Genomic DNA, 15,801 nt, shown 5'->3' with positions numbered 1-15,801 from the left:
TCCAATTTAGAGGACAGAACTTTTGGTTGCAAATTTGCAACTGAATGCGGCCCATATTTGTCTTCTAAACAGTCGAGACGGAGGCTATTTTTATGTCTTGGACTGACGAACGAGTCGAACTTCTTAAGAAACTCTGGTCGGAAGGCCTGAGTGCCAGTCAGGTTGCAGCGGAACTTGGCGGCGTAACACGCAATGCCGTGATCGGTAAGGTCCATCGTCTGGGTCTATCTGGTCGGGCAAAGACCACAACGACACCCCCACGGGCTCGTCGCCCAAAAACGCAGGCCCCGAGAGCCAGCCGGCCGAACAGCGGCACAACGACCACTGTCGGAGCAACGGCGCTGAAGGCGGATACAAAGCCGCAAATGGCACCGCAACCGAAAGCCCATAAAAAGCAGGACGTGGATGCTGTCGTGGTTCCCATTTCCAAGCGCGCTTCGATCCTGACGCTGACGGAAAACACGTGCAAATGGCCGATCGGCGATCCCGGTGATGGTGATTTCCACTTCTGCGGACATAAATCCGATGCAGGCACCCCTTACTGCAAATATCATGCAGAGGTTGCCTATCAGCCGAGCTCCGAGCGCCGCCGCGCCAAGAAAGCAAGCTGACGCGCCAAGGAAGGCGAGGCGCCTCTTTGAAGCCCGCCAATCCTTACGATACAAAGACGTGCTGCCAGCCCTTTAAAATTTGCGGGTTGGCCGCATGCCAAGATCTGAAGTAAAGACACAAGAAGACCAAAAACTCGCCGTCGCATCGAATAAAAAGCCGCTCCGAACGCATCGGGACGGCTTTTTTCATGGTTTGACCTCGCACAGCGACAATCGCCAAGCCAACGAAGGCAATCTTTCTGCGCTTCTTTGGTGTGTGGGGAGAGCAACAGCCTGCCCGCAAGACCTCAAGAATCTGGATTAAGAGAGACAGAAGCTACAAAACCCGCTGCTGCGCATAGAAAACTGCGCGGTTTATTCAGCCGTGCGCAAGTTCGCCTTGAAGACTTGCGAGATTGGCCCCATATTGGGAGAGGGTCAGATGCTTGAACCAAGGTTTGACCCGTTGGGTGTGGTGTACCGCCGGCCCGAATTCTGATCTAGCGGACGAAGGTCGTCCGACTGGCCAGAAAGGCAATGGGAGCCTCTGCTGCGCTTTGAGAAACAGCGCACAGGTTGCCAAAAACTCATTGGCTTGATGCCCGACCGGGTAAAAGCCGCGCGTGTCGCTTACCGATGAAGGACCGCCAATGTCTCGTATGTCTGTGTTTTCCAGCCCATTCCTGCTCGGCTTTGATGAGGTCGAGCGTGTGCTTGATCGTGTCGCCAAGGGGTCGAACGAGGGCTACCCACCCTATAATATTGAACGACTGGATCCGACCGAGAGCAAATTGCTCGAAGGAAATGGCGGCTGCGGAGATGTGTTGCGCATCACGCTGGCCGTGGCCGGGTTCACCCGTGATCAGCTTGACGTCTCGCTTGAAGAAAGCCAGCTCGTCATTCGTGGTCGGCAGGTGGATGACCAGAGCCGCCAGTATCTTCATCGCGGGATCGCCGCCCGCCAGTTCCAGCGCTCCTTCGTGCTGGCTGAAGGTATCGAAATTCTCGGCGCCGAATTGAAAGATGGTCTGCTGTCCATCGATCTTGCCCGGCCAGAACCGGAAAAGGTGGTCCGCAAGATAGCCATTGACGTCAAAGAGTAACTGTCCGTCCCCTGAGGTCTCTTCACCCACCGCCTCCCAAGGTGGCCTGAAACGGATCCAACATGAAAGCAGATGCCATGTTTGATGAAGAAATGTACGACAGCGATGAGATGGAAGACGGCCTGGAAGCGATCATGCTAGAGCGTCGCATGGCCTATGTCCGGCAGGTGAGCGTGGACGAAGTGCTCGACATGTTCCCCGAAGCCCCGGACATCCCTGCAAATCAGGAATTGTGGGCCTTGCTTGATGTGCAGGGCCAGCCCATTGCTCTTGCAGGCAGCGAGTCCGCTGTCAAGCTCAGCGCAATGCGTCACGACATCGAGACAGTTAGCGTTCACTAAGATGACGCTCTCGTTCAGCCAAACCAGAAACCGGCTCACCACTGTCTGAGCCGGTTTTTTTATGTCCAGCCCATATGAGAAACGCCGGTCAGACACCAAGCAGGCCGATCAGAAGCCCCAGTCCCGACGTCACGGCAAGGCATTTCACGATCGACCATTGCCGGACATGCAACATGTAGCCGGCCAAAAGGGAAAGCACAAAGACCTCGGGGTTGAAGCTCTGCCAGTTTGGGACGTGAAGGCTGAGAAGCCCGACCTGTTGTTTTTCTACAGTATCGAACAAGACGTGAAGCGCAAACCAGACCGACAGATTGAGAATGACACCGACGACGGCTGCCGTGATGGCCCTTAGGGCCTCGCGCAGTTGTGGACGGGCGCTGATCCACTCGATATAGGGCGCACCGGCAAAGACCCACAGAAAGCAAGGGGCAAAGGTCGCCCACAGGGTCAACATGGCACCGGCAAGACCGAGCCATAAATTAACGCCGCCTTCAACGCGTGCGGCCGCCAGAAACCCCACGAATTCAGTGACCAGAATAAGCGGCCCCGGGGTGGTTTCCGCCAGTCCCAATCCGTCCATCATTTCCGTGGCGCTCAACCAGCCATAAAGATCGACGGCGTCCTGTGCCATATAGGCCAGCACCGCATAAGCGCCGCCAAAGGTCACCATGGCCAGCTTCGAGAAGAACAGTCCAATGGTGCCGAATGCATCCGGTGAAGCCAGGGCCCAGACCAGCGCCACGGGTAGCCACCAGATGACGAGCCAGACCAACACCGTCGTGAGTGTCTTGATAAACGTGACTTTATCGGGGGTGCCCTGCGGCTCCGCCGTTTGTTCACCATTTTGAGCGAGCCCACGCCCGTGCCGCAAGCCATAGAGTGCGGCAAAGGCTATAATGAGCGGAAACGGCCATTCGAGAAAGAAGATGCCAACGAAGGCAAAGGCGGCGATCAGCCAGTGTGCCGGACCGCTCAAGGCCTTTCTTGCGACCTTGAGCAAGGCTTCGAGCACGATGACAAGCACCGCAGCCTTGATGCCCATGAAGAGCGATGCCGCCAAGGGTGCCTGACCGTAAAGAGCATAAGCTGCCGCAAGACAAAGGATGACTGCAGCACCGGGCAAAACAAAGGCCAGCCCTGCCATCAAGCCGCCCGCAACACCATGAAGACGCCAACCGGCATAGGTCGCCAACTGCATGGCCTCGGGGCCGGGCAACATCATGCAGAAGGACAATGCGTTGAGAAACTGCTGCTCGCTCAACCATTTTCGTTCGTCAACGACCATCCGATGCATCAGGGCGATTTGCGCAGCCGGCCCCCCAAAGGACAGAACGCCAATGCGCCACCATACCATTGCGGCCTCGCGATAGCTCGGCGCTTCGCCGACAGGTGTCTTGCCGATTGGCGTCTTTTCGATGTCCTTGTTCGCATCCGTCATGCTCGGTCCCTCTTTACGGTGCAGCCGACGCCCATCGCTCCCGACAAGGCAAAGTCCTTGGCATCCCCACACAATCCTGTCGGGGATACCTGCTTAGCTTGTCAGTTTTACGAATAGAGGTCTGGCTACCCGAATTGGAACCGGATATCGCCGTCAACCGGCCGAAATGCAAAGAATGCAAGCCAACCGGAATGCGATATCCTTCGCATCACGCAATTGGTTATGCTGCGTCTGAAGCAGGAAGCTGACAAAGGACTGCACGGATTGCGTCGCAATCTGTCGCGGCCCGCAATTTGGCCAGCGTGTCCTCATTTCGCAGAAGCCTTGCAATGCGTGCAAGCGCCTTGAGATGATCGGCACCAGCGCCCTCGGGCGCGAGCAAAAGAAAAACAATATCAACCGGTTTATCATCCATCGCATCATAATCGACAGGCTTGTCGAGCAATGCAAAGATACCGTAAATACGTTCGAGTTCCGGCAATTTCCCGTGAGGAATTGCAACGCCCTGGCCAACACCTGTGGATCCAAGACGCTCCCTTTGAAGGAGTTTATCGAAAATGTGGCTTTGGGACAGTCCCGTCAGGTCTGCGGCGCGCTCCGAGAGCTCCTGAATCACTTGTTTCTTGCTGCTCGCTTTGAGCAGGGGCACAATCGCTTCAGGGTCGAGTAGTTCGTTCAGTTCCATCAGACTCTCATATGTAAAACATCATGCCCTTCAGTTACGAAAAGCATGATGTTTCTATCTGCAATTGATCAGCCCTTGACCTTTCAGAACGATGTAGAAAAGGCTGATCCTGAGCGAGAGCCAACGGGAAAAAAAGCCCGCTGGCGCTTAATTTATTTGACAAGAGACGGGTTGATCCATCCCACATGTCCGTCCTTGCGCTGATAGACGACATTGATACCATCATCGCCAGCATTGCGAAAGACCACGACCGGTGCATCCGTCATATCCAGAGCCAAGACGGCTTCTCCGACGGTCATGGTTCTGATCGGCGAAGTGGACTCGGCGATCACGACGGGCGTGAAATCATCAGGAATTTCGTCCTGAGTATCAGGGTTCTGCAAAACGCCATAAGCGACTTCAATCGCTTCGGGGCTTTCGTGGAAATCAGCGCGGTGGCTCTTCAGGCGCCGTTTGTATCGACGAAGACGCTTGTCGATATGTTCTGCAGCATTGTCAAAGCTCTTCTGTGGATCAAGGTCCGACCCACTGGCCTGCATGACCATACCAGTATCGAGATGAACGACGAGGTCGCTTTTGAAGCCGATGCCTTCCTTTTCCAGTGTCATTTGACCACTGAAAGTGCCGTCGAAATACTTCCCGACCGTATCGGCCACGGTGTCTTCGGCATAGGTGCGCAAAGATTCGCCCACATCAACTTGTTTGCCAGATACTCGAAACGTCATAGAACCCCCTATTCAATTTGGGTCAATGGAATGATCAAACCGTCCATTCTATCGATGACTACCAGAGGTACCTGACTGTTTCATCAGGTGCGACCGGCGTTGCATCGCTAAAGCTTGAAAGCCGGGTCGACCAGAAGCGCGGAACCATTCCCCAAGTCCACAAAGGCCTGAAAACGGGTTGCGCTCTCATACGCGCTCACCTTGTAAAAGTCAATGTGCTGGGACTGTCTCTCACGCATACATTGAGTGTGCCAAATTTTTGCAGCTTTGACTAGGAAACATGACAAGCATTATACGGTTTGACAGTTGGCCCTAGGTTTTTCCACTATGTTTTCAAAAATGAAATTAATGAAATGCAATCAGGACCAGAGATTTTCTTTCATTGCAAAAAGGCGTTGCAGATGTCTCGATCCTTGCGTGCAACCAGCACTCCCGCACTCCCTGAGACAGACTTCACGCCCGGGGGCAACAGAAGCCGGTTCAACACGTCTGGCTTCGTGGCAAAAATCAGGCGTGGGCGGCCTTTTTCTCTCGCCGGCGCTGAACCGAAGAGGGAATATGCATGGCTTCGCGGTATTTTGCGACGGTGCGCCGGGCAATATCGATTCCCGAATCGCGCAGAAGTTTGACCAGGGCATCATCTGACAGGACTTTGTCTGCGCTTTCCGCATCAATGGCCTGTCTGATCCGATGCTTGACCGCTTCGGCGGAATGGCTGTCGCCGCCTTCTGTCGCCGAAATCGCCGAGGTAAAGAAATATTTCATCTCGAACGTGCCGCGGTTTGTGGCGATGAACTTGTTGGAGGTCACGCGGCTGACGGTGCTCTCGTGCATCTGGATCGCGTCGGCAATGGTCTTGAGGTTGAGCGGTTTGAGATGTGTAACGCCGTAGGTGAAGAAGGCATCCTGCTGTTTGACGATTTCGGTCGCGACCTTGAGGATCGTCTGCGCCCGCTGATCAAGGCTCTTGACCAGCCAGTTTGCGCTTTGCAGGCAATCGATCAGAAAGTCCTTCTCCTGCTTGCCGGACTTGGTCTTTGTGATTTCCGAATAATAGGTCCGATTGACCAGCACACGCGGCAGGGTGTCGCTGTTCAGCTCGAGCCGCCAACTGCCATCGGAAGCCGGTTTGACAAAGACATCGGGAATGACCGGCTGGACCGTCAGATGACCGAAGGCGCTGCCGGGGCGCGGATTGAGCGCTCTAATTTCTGCAACCATTTCACTGAGATCATCATCATCGACCCTGCATATCTTGCGCAAGGCGGCAAAATCGCGTTTGGCGAGCAGTTCCAGATTGTCCAAGAGGCATGCGATGGCCGGATCATAGCGGTTCAACTCCCTGAGCTGCAACGCGAGGCACTCCGACAGGGAGCGCGCAAAGACGCCCGATGGCTCAAAGGTCTGCAGGATGTCGAGGATGGCCTCGACTTCGGCGGTGTCAACACCAAGCCGGTTGGCAACAAGCGACAAGTCCGTCTGCAGATAGCCGAATTCGTCCAGCTCGTTGATAAGGAACTGACCGATCACGCGGCCACGCACATCACTGATCGCGGTTGTCAATTGCTGTTCGAGATGGTCCGCAAGGGAAATCTCGCCCGCGAGCACGGATTCCAGATCGTAGTCGGGATTAAAGCCACCGTCGCGCATCGGCGTCGACATCCACGGATCATTGAGCTGGGGTGTCGCCTGTTCAGCCGGGCCATTGTCGTCGGGAAACACATTGTCCAGCCGCGCATCCAGATCGTTGGAAATCGCGTCCATATTCTCCGAACTCGAGACGTCCAATTGCTCGGACAGGTCCGGCGAGGCGGGGCCTTCACCGGAAAGCTCGGCATTGGCCTCGTTCACCTCGGATGCCTTGGTTGCGGCTTCTGCAGCAAATCCGTCTTCGCTCCGGCTGTCCGAGCCATCCGCTTCGCTGCCTTCCGAAGTTGGCGAATCGTTGCTCACAGTCTCCAGCAAAGGATTGCTCTCTAGCTCCTGCTGCACATAGGCCACGAGGTCCATGTTCGACATTTGCAGCAACTGAATCGCCTGCATCAGCTGGGGTGTCATAACCAGCGATTGGCTCTGTCGAAGATCCAGTCTTGGAGATATCGCCATTCCTCACCCGTTTCGCATCAGTTGGTACGAGATTTGCTTGTTATATATAGCAGTGATGTGTCTGAATGCATAATTCAAAAAATGGCCTTGAGGAAAAAGCTCGTATTTTGAGTTAATTAGCCCTTTGAAAAGCCTATTGATTGCATTCCGGGCTTTGTGTCAGCCCATTCATTTCTCTAGGATTTCGTGCCTCATTGTGCCCAAATTACGCACACGCACATTTTTTAAGCTTGAACCGGTCAAGCTGTGGGGAAGTGTTGAAAGACCTTCCCTGTATCCTGCCTGGCCGCAAGGCTCTACATCGTGAAACCTTCGCCCAGATAGAGACGGCGCACATCTGGATCCGAGATGATTTCCTCCGGCGTGCCATTGGTCAGCACGTTACCCGAATGGATGATATAGGCACGATCGATCAGCGACAAGGTTTCGCGCACATTGTGATCGGTTATGAGAACACCGATGCCGCGCGCTGTCAAATGGCGGACCAACTGCTGAATGTCGCCAACCGCAATGGGATCGACCCCGGCAAAGGGTTCATCAAGCAGCATGAACGAGGGGCGCGACGCCAGAGCGCGCGCAATTTCGAGCCGACGACGTTCACCACCGGACAGGGCAATCGCCATGGATTTGCGCAAATGCGTGATGGTGAATTCTTCCAGAAGCTGGTCGAGTTGTTCCCGGCGCTTTTTGCGATTCTTCTCAACCAGTTGCAACACCGCCATGATGTTGTCTTCCACATTGAGACCACGAAAGATGGACGCTTCCTGCGGCAGATAGCCGATCCCCAGCTGCGCCCGGCGATACATCGGCAGTTTGGTGATGTCGAAGCCATCAAGAGAGATATAGCCCTTGTCCGGTCGCACCAAGCCGGTGATCATGTAGAAGACCGTCGTCTTGCCCGCACCGTTCGGCCCCAAAAGGCCAACCGCTTCCCCGCGGCGCACGGCAAGAGACGCCGAGGTGACCACCGTGCGCTTCTTGTAGCTCTTGCCGATACCATGAACGGTCAGCCATCCCTGTTCGTCCCGCATATTGGGATCAATCTGGTGATCCTCAACCTGATCATCAGGATGCTGGGTGTAGAGATCTGAATCGGTCATGTTCGAGCGCAAAATGGGTCTTGGCCTGCCGCCGGTGGTTGGATCCCTCGGGTGGATCTGGTTCAGATATGGGCGCTTGTCGCGCTCATGGAAGTGCAGGTCTGCAAAATCGCATTAACTGCTCATAAATACTAATTTTCGCAATGTCGAGACAGTTTGCCTTCTGATGCGGCATTTCGCAGGCCATAAAGGCTCACAAAAAGCAGATTTTGTTAAAACACCAAGAGATATAAACAGATTAGGTCAGGCGGCAGGATTCAAGTCCTAGCGCTTCTTGGGGATGAAAAGCCCCTGCACACGACCCGAGCCGCCGTTTTTGCTGTTGTTGGTGTTGGCGGCAAGTCGGGCTGCCCCGGAGCGCATGTTGATCGTCAACTTCGTGCCCCGCAGAACGTTGCCCCCTTGCGTCAGAACGACATTACCACTGAGCGTGATGACTTCCTTGGCCATATCGACAAAGGCCGTGTCGCCGGTGGCATTCTGGTCTTTTTGCGAAACCTTGACCCCGCCATTGGCTTCAAGCCGGGTGATGGACTGGGCTGTTCCAGCCCCACCACCGGAATAGTGAATGGTCAGACTGGCGGTGTTGAGAAGCGTATCCCCCTGCCGCGCCACGACGCGCCCCTTGAAAATCGCGACCTTTTTCTTGTCGAAGATATCAAGTTGGTCCGCCTCGATCTCGATCGGGGCATCGGGATCTGTGCGCAGGCCGGAGACAACATCCGTCATGCCCTGGGCCGACGAGGGGCTGGACAGCATAAAGAGGGCACCCGACAAGCAGACCAGCAACAGGAGCATGAGGCCAATAAAGGTACGCGCCTTTGAAAGTGTGTTGCTCATTGGTTCGCCTCCTCTTGGGGCGCATCAGCGGTTTGATCGCGGCTTGTGGAAGGCTCGTTCAACATTCCTGCATCAATGCGCAAACGCACATTGCCGGTGAAGCGGAACACCTCGCCATTGTCGATCGCTTCGAGCGTTGTTGCGGAAAGCTTGATATCCTTGGACTGGATATCAACGGGTGCTGTGGTTTTCATGTATCCCTTTGTCATTTCGACCTCGACGGCCTCTGTCTTGAGGCCATAGCCAAGGGATGACTTCACATCGACGGCACCATCAAGTTCAAGATGCTCGCTGGTCTGGTTGAATTGGCCTTTGGTTGATGTGAGCGTAACCCATTGCTGCTTGTCATCCGTGATGCGCGCCGAGATGTCTTCGAGATTGATGACATCGGGCTGGGTGACATTCTGGATGGCCCGGGCAGCGACGACCTCATAGGCGCGGCCCTGAGAAAAGCCGTTCAGCTTGGGATTCTGCATGATCAGCTCCTCCTGCTTGAAGGCTTCCTGTTGGACGGCCAGATCCTCGGGCGGCGGCGGCGGTTTCTGCTGGGCGACCCATGTCACGAACCCGGCGATGATCCCAAGGGCAAGCAGCGGAGCGCCCCACTTGAGCAACCGGACGCGCTGCGTGTGGCGCTGCGCCTTTCTGAAGGCACGCTGCTGTTCCGTGGACGAAATGATGCGGTTCGCATGAAAGGACCTGCCCGGCGAAGCAATCTGCTCCGGCGGATACAGGAAAGGATCCGTTTCATTCTGTCCCGTCTTGTCCTGCATGCTTTGCCCTTTGGTGTTTGCATGGTCGCCTTGCGGCGCGCCGACGTTCCTTCTCCCTATGTGTCGCCAATCAAGACCAAATCAAGACCCAATCGGGCGACAGACCTCGCTGAACGACCAATCGTCATGCACGATTTCGCCCAGCAAAGCTCAGCATCGACGATCGAAAGCCTCAGGTATGAGCGAAAATATCGACCTCGGGCCATCCAGCCAGATCAAGCTTGGCTCTCGCAGGCAAGAAATCAAAGGCGGACTGGGCCAGGTCCTTTCGCCCTTCGCGAGACAGGCGAGCGCGGAAGATCCCCATCAGCCCATGCAGATGCAGCACGTCGGAGGCGGCATATTTCTTCTGGGCTTCCGTGAGGCTGTCGGCCCCCCAGTCGGAGCTTTGCTGCTGTTTGGAAATGTCGACTTCGAGAAACTCGCGGCACACATCCTTCAGACCGTGGCGGTCGGTGTAGGTGCGGGTAAGCTTGGAGGCGATCTTGGTGCAGAACACCGGGTTGGGCATCACGCCGAAGGTGTGGAACAAAATAGCCATGTCGAAGCGGGCAAAATGGAAGATTTTCGTGAGATTGTCGTTGCCCAGCAAGGAACACAGATTAGGCGCTTCGGTCTGCCCCTTGGCGATCTGGATGAGATCGGCGCTGCCGTCACCGGGGGAGAGCTGAACAACGCACAAACGGTCCCTGTGCGGGTGAAGGCCCATTGTCTCGGTATCAATCGCGACTGCTGAAATGCTGTTATAATGGTTGAGATTGGGCAAGTCACCCTGATGCAGTCTGATAGTCATTTTCGTGGCAAGGTCCTGAACTTGGCGAAACCGCACTATGCGGCCCTGAAGGGGGTATTGAATGCACGGCGGGCAGCGCACTGGCAAGATGTCCTGCTCAGCCGCTTGCTGTCACCCGGACTTTCCGATCCGGTTGCCGACCTTGGGTTCCCTGTCAATATCGCACGGTGCAGATATATTTTTCAAAGACCCAACCAATCTGATAGCCCCCTACATACGGTGCGTCAAGGCTCGGCAGGACCTCGACCTCGCGCCACCCATGCATACCGACGGGCTCAAACGAGCGCAAAGGCGTTCCCGGACCAAGACGCGCGATTTCACGACAGCGTGTCGAACCGCATGTTCTAAGGGACAGATAATTGTCGCCATAGGGGTTGAGACCGCAGACCCTGTAAAGCTCGCCGGAGTAAGCTAAGGCACGGGAAACCGTGAAAGAAGAGAACATGAAGAGCGCCACAATGAAGAGGACATGAAGGGCACGTCCTGTCATTTTACCCGCGCTTTCGTCTGTTGTTCGGTTCACCCCATGCATCCGGTCTTGCAACCAGCCTAACAGCTTTTCCGGTCCGGCGGCAGGTGACCAAATGTACCGGTTCAGTTTCGTTGGTATGTTGGATCACCGCGCGCCGAACAAGGCATCAAGGACGAGCGGATCAGGCAATGTGGTGGCGCTGTCCACCAGAGCGAAGCCGTCGGAGAAATCCCAATGGGTCCAGCCCAGACACGCGTCCTCGGCCCCTTTTCGCACGGCTGCGAGCCAGTCGTGCCGTGCCCACGGATCCACGTCAAAGGTCAGGACGCCGAATTCGTTGACGATCACTGGCACCCCATAACGTTTTGACCATTCCCCGACCGGAGCGAGATCAGCGGCAACGCGCGCCGCATCCCAACTTTCTTCATAAGCTTTCTCGATGTCATCGGCGCCAGCAGCCTTGCCTTCATCCTTCAGTTTTTGAACGGCTTTTGCGACCTGCGGGTGGTCGGAATTGCCGGGGAATGGCAATTGGCCGACCTTAGAGAGATAGGAGCCCGGATCCCACGACATGGCCTGATGCGTGAAGACGAACGGATCATAATAGTGGATTGCATAAGTGAGCCGGTTGCCCTTGAGAGGTTGCGCCGAAAGAAGCGGCTCATAGCGCTGGAAAACAGCCGGGCCAACGATCAGCCCGCGCGTGGGGGCTGCCGCATTGAGATGTGTGACAAGGACCTGAGCCTGCGACCACCAGATGTCTTGTGATGGCACAGGCTCATTGAGCAGCTCGAAATAGATGTCGTCCTTCGGCCAGGAGCGTGACCGGGAGACGACGAGGTCCCATGCCTCGATCAGCAAGGCAAACGCCTTGTCTGGCACCATACGGTGCAGCGCCTGAAACCGTCCGCCAGGATGCATATCGACCGTAACGGCGAAGCCCAGCTTATTGAGGCGCAGCACCTCTTTCTCAAGCGTTGCCAGATAGCGATCCGTCTCGGTGACGTCAGTGAAGTCGGCCATCAGCCATTCGCCATCGACCGGCAGGCGAACATGGGAAAAGCCCTCCTTGCGCAAGAGCTCAAGCAGGGCTTTATCGGGCTTCAGACCGGTGTGGGAGGGCTCCCAATTGGGCAGGTTGAAGCCGCGGGCGAGCTTGGCATCAGCACCGGCAGGAGACAGGGCCCGCCCTTCTTCACAGGAAGACAGTCCGTCTTCTGTTTCCCCTGCCATTGCAGCGGTCGTCACCCCCGTGATCAAGGCCAGCGTGAAGCAAACTGCGAAACACGAGACAATCCGCATTGATCCGCGCAAGAAACAGCTCATAGACATGGCACATCCTCGTTAGCGTGAACGGGTTAGCAGAAGCCAGGCGGCATGTGGATTTGTGGTCAGATAGCGCCAGAAGAGACGCCGCGGTTCCTGAGCGATGCGATAGGCCCATTCAAGACCCCATTTCTGCATCCAGCGCGGTGCCCGGCTGTTTTTGCCAGAGAGGAAATCGAACAGGCCCCCGGATGTCTTGATGACGCCGACGCCGGTCAGTTCCTTGCGATGACGCGACACGAAGAGCTGTTCGCGCGGCACGCCCATGCCAATCCAAAGAATATCGGGAGCCGCCTGGTTGATCTGGGAAATGACGCCCGCCTCTTCGCTCTCGCTCATATATCCGTTGCGATAGCCTGCAAAAATGAGATCCGGGTAAAGGCTCTGCATCGTTTTGACAGCCTTTTCGATTTCATCCTGAGACGCACCGAGAAAGTAGAAGCTGACCTTTTCTTGCTGGGCGATGCGGGCAGTAAAGTGGACAAGGTCGGTGGTGGCGATGCGCTCGGGCAGCTTTTTGCGACAGAGCAGCTTTGAGGCGCGCACCAGAGGCTCGCCATCGGCGTGCAGGATATCGGCCTCCAGAAACAGCGACCGGATGCTGGCATCAAGCGCGCACATGGACAGCACCTGTCCATTGGCGGATGAAGAATAGAGCGGCGGATTGCCTTTGCCCCTTGCGGCAATGGCATGATCAATCATCTGCCGGGCCGCCCCTTCACAATCGTCAACCGTGATGGGTAGGCCGCCAACCGTCGTTACTGCATGGCCTGTCATGTCTCTCAAAACCCCCTCATTTTTGAGAGGCATCATAGTGAGAAAACCTTAAATTTGGGTTTGGTCGAGCACCAGAGCCACTCCGGCATTCTCAGCCCAGAGCTGCCAGTCTTCAAGGTCCTCATCCGACAATTCTGCATCCTTGAGGACCAGAAGCGCGGTATCGACGAGATCAATCAGATCCTCAAGTGCCTCGGGATCGACAATCTGCCGGGTCTCGAGGATCACGAACCCATAATTCTCGCGACACAAAGCAATCAGATCGCCCAGCTCTTTGGACAGCGCCGGGGTGAGCCCCTGTGCACTGCTGATGCCTTTGGCTGTCACGAAGGGGATGATGTCGAACTCTTCATAGACCTGCAAACGAGCAACCCGATCCGGTGGCTTGGCTCTGCTTCCGGATCTCGCCTTGTGGGCCTGCTCGGCCCGGTCCTTCAGAGAAATGATCACCGGATGGAAGCCGGAATCGATGGCAAACTCGCGCAGGACATCGGCGGTCAGGGTCTGCCCCTCGCCGGCCTGTGCTGCGGTTACAAGGAGGCTTACGCTTTCCTGCTCGAGATCCTTTGCAATGAAATGCTCGATCGCATCGCCGTTGGTCTCGACCAACTCATCCAGGAGGCCATCGTCCTCTTCATTGAACCCAGCAGGCAACATCATCAAGACCGACGGCATGGAGAGCAGATCACGGGCCGGCGCAGCGGGCTTTGGCGTTCTTGAAACAGGCTCCTGATTGGACGCAACCAGGGTCAGAGGCTTCTTGCGTCGTTTCGGAGCGGCAGCATCATGAAAGCGCTTGGCAGACATGACCGAGCGGAGCGGAACGACCGGATCGGGCTGCTTGTGGTCATCGTCATCATCCATTGAGGCGTCAGCACCAACCGGATCGTCGAACTGGGCAGTTGCCGCAGCCTCATCTTCCCCTTCTGGCCCATGGGAGTCATCCAACGCGCTTTCACGCTCCTCATCGGCAAACGGTTCATCCATCATCGATGCGGAGGCAGCAATCGGAGGGGGCGCGCTAGTCGGTACCGGCACCGACTGCGGGCCCTCGGGCTGGCGCATCGGCTGACGGCGATAATCTGATCCGCCATATGGATCGCCGCCGGGATCAGGCTGAGAAAAGGCTTCCCGGATCAGAGCGATCAGCAAGCCAAAGCCCAGTCCAAGGACGAGCAGAACGGGAAGCACCAGCGTCATCGACGGCTTGGTGGACTTGGAAGGGACGGGGGCGGGAGAGACAATGCGCGCTTCGCTAAACTGGAAGCGGCTCTGTTCGTCGGTGATTTTGTAGCGAGCAAGAAACTGCTCATAGAGATTGCGGTTGGCGGTTGCTTCGCGCTCCAGCGTGGCAAGCTCGACCATCGCCTTGTTCAGCTGAATGGAGCGTTGGCGGGCATCTGCGAGCTGCTGCTCGATGGCCGTTTTCCTTGCCTCAGCCGTCTCGAAGGCCTGCTTGGTCTGTTTGACCAGACGGCTGCGCTCCTGCCTGATCTGTCCGGCAATGATGCGCTGTTGCTCGGTGATGGCCAACATGCGGGGATGACGACTGCCGAAGGTCTGCCCCAGCTCCGCTGCCTGCCGGCGCAGCCGCCCCTGTTCCTGCAACAATTGATCAAGGACCTGAAACTGACCGCTCTGGCTTGAGTCCGCGCTTGCCGGAACGCCATCCTTGCTGGCCTGTTCATATCTGGAACGTGCTTCGACATATTCGGTGGAGGCAATTGCGAGCCGGCTGACGAGGGATGTGAGCTGCTGATTGTCGAGGGTGCCTTGGGCTCCGGTATCGACGATGCCGTTGCGCGCCTGAAAGGCTGCCACTGCATCTTCGGAGACCTTGAGATTGGACCGCAACAGCTTGAGGCGCTCGGACAGCCACTCGGTTGCCTCTTCATTGGTTGCGGTGCGATAGTCGCGCTGGTCCCGCACGAACGCCTTGGCGACACCATTGGCATATTTGGCTGCGGACTTGGGATTCTTCGAGCGATAATAAACCTGAACGATATAGGTCGCTCCCTGCCGGTTGGCGGAGAGGTTGCTACGGAACATGGAAATCAGTTCGCCCTCGTTCTTTGCCTTGGCAAAATCGGGATCCTCCTTCACGCCAAGCTCATCAACGACTTTGCTCAGAAATCCGTCGCTATTCATGATTTCCACATAGGACGTGAGGGCCGCAGCATCGCCGCCAATCCCGGAAATCACCGTGTCGGAATTCGTGATCCGCGGCTGGCGTGGATCGACAAGAATGAGGGCCGTGGTGCCGTATTTTTCGGGCAAGATCAGATAGATGGCGAACCCGGCCAGAAAAACGACAAGCGTCATCATGACAATCATTTTCAGATTGCCGCCAATGAACCGCAGGATTGCGCGCGGATGAACCAGACCGCTCCAGACATCGTTCGATCCGCCGCGCGGGTCTCTCGAGGTCACCGAACGAGCGGCATAGGGGTCATCATACTGTGCGGCATGAGCCATAGCGATATCATCAGGCCTGTGATCAGGCCCGAATTCATGTGAGACTAAGGCATCTGAAGAACCGCCCTGATCGTCACCTTCACCGGACAGGGCTTTGCTTGTCGCGGCATCGGGCTGCCAATCCAGATCGGCTTTCTTCTTCTTGCGACCAAACATTTACTACATCCTGTCAGATACTACGGCACGCGAAAAGGCAGGCTTGTCGCCATTTGTCACGAGCCAGTATGCACAGAGTAGATTGAGGTTTGGTTAACCAT

At 56.2% G+C, this 15,801-nt stretch carries 15 protein-coding genes; 3 read left to right on the top strand and 12 right to left on the bottom strand.

The features are described from left to right. Positions 1 to 92: 92 nt before the first annotated feature. The 3 genes from CPH65_RS10120 to CPH65_RS10105 all read left to right on the top strand — a co-directional run bounded on the left by CPH65_RS10120 (position 93) and on the right by CPH65_RS10105 (position 2,034). Positions 93 to 611, top strand: a complete 519-nt coding sequence (locus CPH65_RS10120) for a GcrA family cell cycle regulator (protein ID WP_096173362.1) — start codon at positions 93 to 95, stop codon at positions 609 to 611. A gap of 629 nt (positions 612 to 1,240) precedes the next feature. Then, complete coding sequence (locus tag CPH65_RS10110; RefSeq protein ID WP_096173360.1) at positions 1,241 to 1,693, top strand: Hsp20 family protein; 453 nt, start codon at positions 1,241 to 1,243, stop codon at positions 1,691 to 1,693. Between the two features lie 77 nt (positions 1,694 to 1,770). Beyond that, positions 1,771 to 2,034 (top strand): DUF1150 family protein, encoded by a 264-nt coding sequence (locus CPH65_RS10105; RefSeq protein WP_157747606.1) that lies wholly within the window; start codon positions 1,771 to 1,773, stop codon positions 2,032 to 2,034. Positions 2,035 to 2,122: 88 nt separating this feature from the next. Here the strand turns inward: CPH65_RS10105 and chrA are convergent, their stop codons facing one another. From chrA to CPH65_RS10045, 12 genes are all read right to left on the bottom strand, one after another. Beyond that, positions 2,123 to 3,472, bottom strand: coding sequence for a chromate efflux transporter (gene chrA / locus CPH65_RS10100; RefSeq protein ID WP_096173358.1), 1,350 nt, complete (start codon positions 3,470 to 3,472; stop codon positions 2,123 to 2,125). 220 nt (positions 3,473 to 3,692) lie between these two features. Then, positions 3,693 to 4,157, bottom strand: a complete 465-nt coding sequence (ptsN, locus tag CPH65_RS10095; protein WP_096173357.1) for a PTS IIA-like nitrogen regulatory protein PtsN — start codon at positions 4,155 to 4,157, stop codon at positions 3,693 to 3,695. A 152-nt stretch (positions 4,158 to 4,309) separates the two neighbouring features. Continuing rightward, positions 4,310 to 4,882, bottom strand: coding sequence for a ribosome hibernation-promoting factor, HPF/YfiA family (gene hpf, locus CPH65_RS10090; RefSeq protein ID WP_096173356.1), 573 nt, complete (start codon positions 4,880 to 4,882; stop codon positions 4,310 to 4,312). A 507-nt stretch (positions 4,883 to 5,389) separates the two neighbouring features. Further along, positions 5,390 to 6,988 carry an RNA polymerase factor sigma-54 gene (gene rpoN / locus CPH65_RS10085; RefSeq protein ID WP_096173355.1) on the bottom strand — a complete coding sequence of 533 codons (1,599 nt, stop codon included), beginning with the start codon at positions 6,986 to 6,988 and terminating at the stop codon, positions 5,390 to 5,392. Positions 6,989 to 7,284: 296 nt separating this feature from the next. Then, the gene (lptB, locus tag CPH65_RS10080) at positions 7,285 to 8,019 is read right to left on the bottom strand and encodes an LPS export ABC transporter ATP-binding protein (RefSeq protein WP_244574628.1); all 735 of its coding nucleotides are present in this window, start codon (positions 8,017 to 8,019) and stop codon (positions 7,285 to 7,287) included. Between the two features lie 333 nt (positions 8,020 to 8,352). Next, positions 8,353 to 8,928, bottom strand: a complete 576-nt coding sequence (locus tag CPH65_RS10075; RefSeq protein WP_096173353.1) for an LptA/OstA family protein — start codon at positions 8,926 to 8,928, stop codon at positions 8,353 to 8,355. Continuing rightward, positions 8,925 to 9,701: an LPS export ABC transporter periplasmic protein LptC gene (gene lptC / locus CPH65_RS10070; RefSeq protein ID WP_096173352.1), complete on the bottom strand. Its 777-nt coding sequence runs from the start codon at positions 9,699 to 9,701 to the stop codon at positions 8,925 to 8,927. Before lptC ends, CPH65_RS10075 begins: the two co-directional genes overlap by 4 nt. Before the next feature lie 172 nt (positions 9,702 to 9,873). Beyond that, positions 9,874 to 10,494 (bottom strand): ribonuclease D, encoded by a 621-nt coding sequence (locus tag CPH65_RS10065; protein WP_096173351.1) that lies wholly within the window; start codon positions 10,492 to 10,494, stop codon positions 9,874 to 9,876. 154 nt (positions 10,495 to 10,648) lie between these two features. Further along, positions 10,649 to 10,984, bottom strand: a complete 336-nt coding sequence (locus CPH65_RS10060; protein WP_096173350.1) for a hypothetical protein — start codon at positions 10,982 to 10,984, stop codon at positions 10,649 to 10,651. Positions 10,985 to 11,110: 126 nt separating this feature from the next. Then, positions 11,111 to 12,298 carry a glycoside hydrolase family 5 protein gene (locus CPH65_RS10055; RefSeq protein ID WP_096173349.1) on the bottom strand — a complete coding sequence of 396 codons (1,188 nt, stop codon included), beginning with the start codon at positions 12,296 to 12,298 and terminating at the stop codon, positions 11,111 to 11,113. Between the two features lie 12 nt (positions 12,299 to 12,310). After that, complete coding sequence (locus CPH65_RS10050) at positions 12,311 to 13,069, bottom strand: WecB/TagA/CpsF family glycosyltransferase (protein WP_096173348.1); 759 nt, start codon at positions 13,067 to 13,069, stop codon at positions 12,311 to 12,313. 48 nt (positions 13,070 to 13,117) lie between these two features. Continuing rightward, the gene (locus tag CPH65_RS10045) at positions 13,118 to 15,700 is read right to left on the bottom strand and encodes a GumC family protein (protein ID WP_096173347.1); all 2,583 of its coding nucleotides are present in this window, start codon (positions 15,698 to 15,700) and stop codon (positions 13,118 to 13,120) included. Positions 15,701 to 15,801 lie beyond the last annotated feature (101 nt).

It is taken from the genome of Cohaesibacter sp. ES.047 (assembly GCF_900215505.1).
Lineage (GTDB): Bacteria > Pseudomonadota > Alphaproteobacteria > Rhizobiales > Cohaesibacteraceae > Cohaesibacter.
This window is presented reverse-complemented; position numbering and strand designations above follow the sequence as displayed.